Annotated in this window: 5 protein-coding genes; all 5 read right to left on the bottom strand. The window is 51.9% G+C overall.

Translation table 11 applies throughout. The features are described from left to right. Window positions 1-2,751: S8 family serine peptidase (locus B2633_RS08870; protein WP_483170246.1), on the bottom strand; the 2,751-nt coding region annotated here is incomplete at its 3' end. A 198-nt stretch (window positions 2,752-2,949) separates the two neighbouring features. Further along, window positions 2,950-3,528 carry a hypothetical protein gene (locus B2633_RS08865; protein WP_483170245.1) on the bottom strand — a complete coding sequence of 193 codons (579 nt, stop codon included), beginning with the start codon at window positions 3,526-3,528 and terminating at the stop codon, window positions 2,950-2,952. A gap of 163 nt (window positions 3,529-3,691) precedes the next feature. Further along, complete coding sequence (galE, locus tag B2633_RS08860; RefSeq protein WP_483170244.1) at window positions 3,692-4,705, bottom strand: UDP-glucose 4-epimerase GalE; 1,014 nt, start codon at window positions 4,703-4,705, stop codon at window positions 3,692-3,694. A gap of 13 nt (window positions 4,706-4,718) precedes the next feature. Continuing rightward, window positions 4,719-5,981: a nucleotidyltransferase domain-containing protein gene (locus B2633_RS08855; protein ID WP_483170243.1), complete on the bottom strand. Its 1,263-nt coding sequence runs from the start codon at window positions 5,979-5,981 to the stop codon at window positions 4,719-4,721. A gap of 16 nt (window positions 5,982-5,997) precedes the next feature. Next, window positions 5,998-6,780, bottom strand: a 783-nt coding sequence (locus B2633_RS08850; RefSeq protein ID WP_483170242.1) for a B12-binding domain-containing radical SAM protein, incomplete at its 5' end; no start/stop codon positions are given.

Below are 6,780 nucleotides of genomic sequence, written 5' to 3'. Positions count from 1 at the left end.
CAGGGTGGTCACCCGCACCCTGCGGTTCTCGATCATGTCCTCAGGGTTCAGCGCATAGCCTCCGCTGCTCACCAGGGTTGACGGAAGCCACTGGTAAAGGCTTCCATCATCCATAACGAACATCTGGTTTACGGCATCATACCTGACCAGGGTCTTTTCAGCAATTTCAGATGCAGCCGCTTCATCCAGCCTCAATGCTTTGCGGCCGTCTGGTTCCAGGAGTACTCTGACCCAGGCTCCGGGTTCAAAAGCAGGTCTGGACATCATGCTTCCCCAGCGGAAAGATCTGGTTTGCCCGCTTAGCTGACAATTCTGAATCTGGTTGTCTTTATTGAAGAAATAAAGCGTCTGGGTATTTTCATTGAAATAGATCACCCGGCCATAAACTACCCGGCTATAAGCCTGCAGTTGCAGCCACTGCGGAGAACCGGGCAGATGCAGTCCAATAACATAGTCGCCCGCTTGAATTTCCTCGAGGCTCGCCTCAACGCCGTCCCGGTATAACCGGGTGCCGGGAAACAGGCTGTAGGTGACTCCGTTGTTGAGGTCCACAGTTTCGTTCTCCGGGGATATTCGTAGTACTCTGCCGATCACCAGATTGCGCTGCACGGTGAGGTAATTAACCCATCGCGTCTGCGGGGTGATCAGCATCTTGACTTTCATGCCGGGCAGAAGTCCCTCCATGTCGACACTGTCCGCAAATCCGTAGGGAATCGCTTCAGCCATGCTGTCATCCAGGCTGTTGCTGACATTGATGGCTGCACCCGGATACAGCCTGTAGGGCTGGTCATCATTAATCAGCCAGATCTGGCGGGTACTGTGATCGACCTTTTTGATATAACCTTCCGCCGGAGCAGCGGCGGCGTTTGCTTGCCACAGCACTTGATGGAGGGGATTTACCGTTGCATTAATATGGGCTCCGGTTGGAAAGTCATTAGCCTGGTCGATAGCTTTTCCATTTACCAGCACCTGCTGGTATTCCTGCCACTGGCTGTCCAAATAATAGCCGCCTTCTCTGGCCCGGGGGTTGGCCTCCATTATGAGGCTGCCCGATGTTGTGGTCAGCATCTGCACCCCGCTGCTTTCCCATGTCTGCAGGAAAAGATAAGAGCTTTTGTCATTCCAGTATAATTCTCCGCCGGTTCTTGTTTTTGGCTGGCTCGCGGAGGGTATTATTTTGGTCTGATCATAATCCAAAGGCCCCGTATAGGCCTCGCCACCGCTGAAGCTCAGCTTTCCCCCGGCATCGACAGCAACTGTTTCATGCTGCATGGCCTGGCCGTATACCAGAGCATAGGACTGCTGCGGATAATTCTCATCCAGGCGGGCAGCATTAACATATATGGTGTATTCTCCTGCCTTGGCATCGGTTATCATAACCTGTTCGACATTATTCGCCTCGTCAACCCGCCCGCTGTGGAAAAAATCGTTGCCGCGGTAAAGTCTTCCTTCAGGGTCTTTCACCAAAAGGTCGAGATTGTTGACCAGTACACTGGTAGTACCGGGTGCAGGGGCAGGGTCGGTCCAGGCCAGGGTGGCTTTGAATAGTCCTCCCGGTTTTTCAAGGCTGATCCGGTATTCGCGGGTCTGATGCGCTGTCAGGCCAGCCTGGTTTACATATTCTACGGTGCGGTCCCGTATAGGCAGAATGGCGCCAGCCAAATCCAAAATTCCAAAGCCCTGTTCGGATGCGGTATTCGGGTTGAACCGGGCCCCGTTTATCATTATTGCTTTTATTAACGCTGCGCTGGGATTTTCAAGATGGCGATGGGTCTGGAGGTATTCCCGCAATAAAGCCACTGCTCCTGCGGCCACGGCGCTGGCCATGCTGGTGCCGCTCATGGTGGTGTAGGCCGGATTGCTTTCTAAATTACTCTCTGTCAGCCTGGAGCATACTCCTATGATATTGGCGCCCGGGGCCAGCAATTCAGGTTTGATGCGGCCGTCAGCGGTGGGCCCGCGGCTGGAAGACGACAGTATTTGGCTGGCATCAGCGCTATCCATGTCCAGTCCAGGTCTGGGCACCTGACTGGCGCCAACCACCAAAGCATTCTTACTGTTGGCCTCGGCGCTGAGTGATCCCGAGGCCGGGCCATTGTTGCCTGCGCCGAATAGAGCCAGGAAGTCGGGATGCTCGGCGATAAAGGAGTCTATCTGGCGGCTCTGGCTCCGGTAGCTGTTGCCGGGATTGCCCCACCCATTTATATATACCCGCACTCCGGCTTGATAAGCAGGATCGTAGAGCTCAGCCAGGTTAGAGGGAATTTTCAATTCGCCTTGCTGATCCAGGAGGGCTTGAAAATAAAGGGAACTGCCCGGCGCGATACCCCGATATTTACCCTGTGAAGATTCTCCGCTCCCTACCAGAATTCCAGCCATATGTGTGCCATGGCCGGAGGGATCGTCCGGAATGTTTCGGCCGGAGGCGGATTTAAGCGCACTGATGCGTGGAGCCCTGTCTGCATCATTGCTCAAGTCAGGATGGAGATCACTGAGGCTGCCCCGGTCCAAACCATTGTCAGCAATGCCGATCAGCTCACCTTTTCCGCTTAATCCGCCCGGAATAATAAAATTCTCCAGGGCAAAAGGGGCGGCATTTACAATAGCGGCAACCCGGTCGCTTAACAAGCCGGGTTGTGCACTTACTACAGCTTGTACCGGTGAAAAATAAAACGAGCAAAACAGCAAGATTAGTAAGACCCAGGTGAACACGCCTCTGCGGCCTTTACCAAATAAATCTATTATCGACATTATATATCTCCGCTCATAAATTGCAGTTGTGCCTGGCCCGGCTGTCTCCATAGAAGCCGGAGCTGTAACAACCGCATTTGTTAATAGTTATATAAATAATTGAATAATCATAAATAATGACATTTATTATCGTATTACGAATAATTCGTTGATCACCTTGCGCTTTCCTGCCGTCAAAATTTGTTAAGCTGCCAATGTCTATCCATTTCTGCCCAGTTTCCCCAGCCCGATGTGAATCAGGTCCAATGATCCCGCCAAAAGCCGGGCGGCTTCCAACAGCAATTTCTCGCCGCTGGGGTTTTGGCCCGAACTTTGCTGCAAAAAATCAAAAAGCTGCCGCCCCATGTGCAGTTGCTGAATCAGCTGGTTGCTGCTGCTCAATGAATAAAGGCCCCGGTTGCTGCGCATTTTGATCAAAGTGCCTCCGGTGTCCTGTTTGACTATATCCTCCACATAACGCCAGTCGATGTAACCGTAACAAGAGTCATTTTTAATCAAAGCTTTCCTGACCTTCACCGGTATAAAAACCCTTTCATTGCTCAGATAGAAAGGCAATAGTTTGCGCCTTTTGAAAAATTCCTGAAGTCTGCGGGTTTGTTCCTTGAGGTCGATCAAATGGCATCTGGCCAGAGTCTTTTTAACGCTCAAGACACTGCGCCTCTCCCAATGAGGATCGCCTTCCTCCACTAAAACCCTGGTGGCATCGCCGGTTTCCTCATAAAAGGGAACAATGCCGATAACCCGTTCCTTGATGGTTTCAATAGATGCACAATGCACTGGTAGTCCCCCCTTATGGCCAAAAAGAATTGATCAACACGGCCTGACTCACGCCGTGATATGATATGATATTCGTCCTAATAAGGCCCGGTTCCACATTATTCCTCTTTTGAAGACCCATTGACGAGGGTTATCGGAATCATGCCTCAGTTGTTGGGGGAATCTACCAGTTTTCGCTTTGATGCCACTTCCAGGCGGAATCTACTATGTCTTGCAGATGAGGAAACCGGGGATTCCAGCCGAGTTCATCCTTGGCTCTCTGCGCGCTGGCCAGGAGTATGCCGGGATCACCGGGTCGGCGTGGGCCTATACTGTATTCCAGGGACTTGCCGGAGATATTTTCCACTGCGGCGATGACTTCGCGAACCGAATGAGGCTGACCATTCCCCAAATTGAAAACCCGCTCGGCCACTGTCCCTGCCAGCAAGGCTCGCAAGGCCAACAGATGGGCCCGGGCCAGGTCGCTGACATGAATGTAATCCCGCAGGCAAGTGCCGTCGGGGGTATCATAATCATCGCCGTAAATGGTAAACTGAGACCTTTTATTTATAGCCCGCAATATGACCAGGGGAATCAGGTGCGACTCCTGACGGTGTTTCTCGCCGATTAAGCCGCTGCTATCAGCCCCGGCCGCATTAAAATAACGCAGTGATATGTAATTAAGTCCGTAGTTGGTCCTATAGCGGGGCAGCATGGCTTCTATCATCATCTTGCTCAATCCATAAACATTGGCGGGCTTTAAAGGATGATCCTCCAGGATCGGACTGTGCAGCGGCTGGCCGTAAACCGCCGCTGTCGAAGAAAACACCAGGTTTTGCACCTGGTTGCGCCGCAGGCTGTTCAGCAAGTATATAGTCTGAGCAGTGTTGTTGGTAAAATACTTGGCCGCATCCTGCATTGATTCCCCTACTTCGCTGAACGCGGCTAGATGAACCGCCGCTTCGATGCGATGCTGCTGACAGATGCGGTCCACTAAGGACTCATCACCGCAATCTCCCACTATCAATCTTACCTGACCGGCCCCGGGGGCGGCGCTCAACAGCGTATGCAACGCTTCAACAGCGGCGTGGTTTCCAGTAGAGAGGTTATCCAGGATTATCACGCCGTATCCGGCCTGGGCAATCTCTTTAACTACATGGGAACCGATATATCCAGCTCCTCCGGTTATCAAAATCATCTGTTTTTCCTCCTTATTGGCGGGGACCCCGCCCGTCCTCATAGGATTGAGGGGAACTCCCTTTTATTTCCCTGTCCTGACCAGAGCGCCGCTGGATGATAAACTCTTCTCCCGCCCGGTATAGTATATAAAAGGGCTGCCACCACCGCCATGCAGGTATGGGCTCCTCACTGCGCCAGTGCGAAACCGCCCCGGGGTTAAACAGGTAGTAGCCCAACACCCTGCTCTTGTCGCGCAGCTTTAACGGCAGCATGATGTAAGCCAGGTATTGTCCTTTCTTGCTGGCCCGGCTTAACAGCCGCCGCCGGTAGAAGGAATATTCACCAGGCAGTCCCTTGCCGTCCCAAAAAGTCTGCCAGGGGGGTACTCCCTGGGGTAGAAGCGTTAACTCGTCGGCCATCAGACGCAGGATAACGGCAATGGTTTTGCGGCTATCGGCGCTGCCGGCCATCCGGTAAATGAAATCCCAGTCTAACTCAGCGCCGACCTTATCAAGTAAAAGGCATAGATCCAGAAACCACTTTATCCCCTGGTACTGATGGTGCAAAGCGAAATGGCCGGCTATTTGCAGGAACTGCATCTCCCAGCTCAAGGCATTGAAAGCCCAATCATCCATTTGAACGCGGCGCGTATATTGCATCCAGGGACATTCTTCTACCGGAAACAAGGCTTTTAAAGGCGAGCCTTCCCACAGGCCGTCCATGCCCCAGTGAATGTCCAGGTTTATGCTCATCTTCCCCAGCGTTTTGGCATACTGCATTTCACTGCAATAGGCTTCGGCAATCGCCTGGTATTCTTCCAGGGAACCGCGAAAATCAGCTGTCATCCCGGCTTGATAGCCGGACCTTGCTAAAATCTCTCCCACCCTGGCATAATCTGACCGGGAAATATAGATGTCAAGATCGCTGACCGGCCTTATGCCGCTGTTGTCATAGAGGCGTTCCGTCAGAGAAAAACCCTTTAAGATCAGGTAGGGAATACCGTGATGTTCCAGGGCGGCGGTGATTTTCATCCCTTCTCTTTCATAGACTGCATTTTGCAGGGCGATTACCTGAGCTGCGGTTTTTAAGCCCTGTTCTAATTCGGCAGGCAAACCCCACTCCGGGTGGGTACGAAGTTTATGGTGGAAAAACCCGGCCAGGCCATTGGAAATAATACCGTTTACAACATCTTTTTGATCCGCGGCATGCCATTGTTGGATAAGATCAGCCGGATCCGAACTCTGAAAACATAGGCGTAAAAATGTGATGATAAATTTATCCGCAGCTTTGCTCAATAGCTTGCTCCTCAACTCATCCTCTGATGGAAATTTTATGTTTGGCCTTCATTTTCAAGAAATCCCATAAGCGTTCAGGACTATTGGACCGCAGCAGGTTAAGCCGCCTGCGTTTCTGAATGTAAGGATTATAGTGCCTGGACATCCATGCCTCCCGATCGAGGGAAGAAATCCGGGAGAGCTGCTGTTTATGGTAGTAATCATGTACCGCCTCTTGGCTCCAGGGCATGTGCTCGAAGACCCCGGGCCTGAGGCGCTGATACAACCTGGTTCCAGGGTGGATATCCAACTGCGACCAGCTGAATGAAAAGGGCTGCAGCCTTTTAAGCCATTTCAAGCGCCGCTCCAAATCAGACAAGGTTTCACCCTCTAAACCGGTCAGCATATAGACATGCAATTTCATGCCCTCATCCTGGCAGATCCTTATGGCACGTTCATTAGTTTCGACTGTACTGTCCTTGTGCATTGCGTCAAGGACAGCCTGCGAATCGGATTCAATCCCCACCTCGATGATAACGCAGCCTGCTTGCTTCAGCCTTCTTACAATCCCGGGCTCAATATGCTCGGCCCGGGCTTGTATCCCCCAAATCAGCCGGTGCTGCAGACCACGCTTGATCATAAGGCCGCATATGGCTTCTGCCCGGGAGCGGTTGATCAGAAAATCGTTGTCATGAAAATAAATGCCTTCAATTCCGTAATCTTTATAAACCTTGGCAACCAGCTCCACTACATATTCAGGACTGTGAAAGCGCACCCCTTTGCCATAGGTCAATGATTCTGAACAGAATTCGCATTTCTT

The sequence above is a fragment of the Syntrophomonas sp. UBA1041 genome (assembly GCF_002316705.1).
Classification (GTDB): domain Bacteria; phylum Bacillota; class Syntrophomonadia; order Syntrophomonadales; family Syntrophomonadaceae; genus DTU019.
This window is presented reverse-complemented; position numbering and strand designations above follow the sequence as displayed.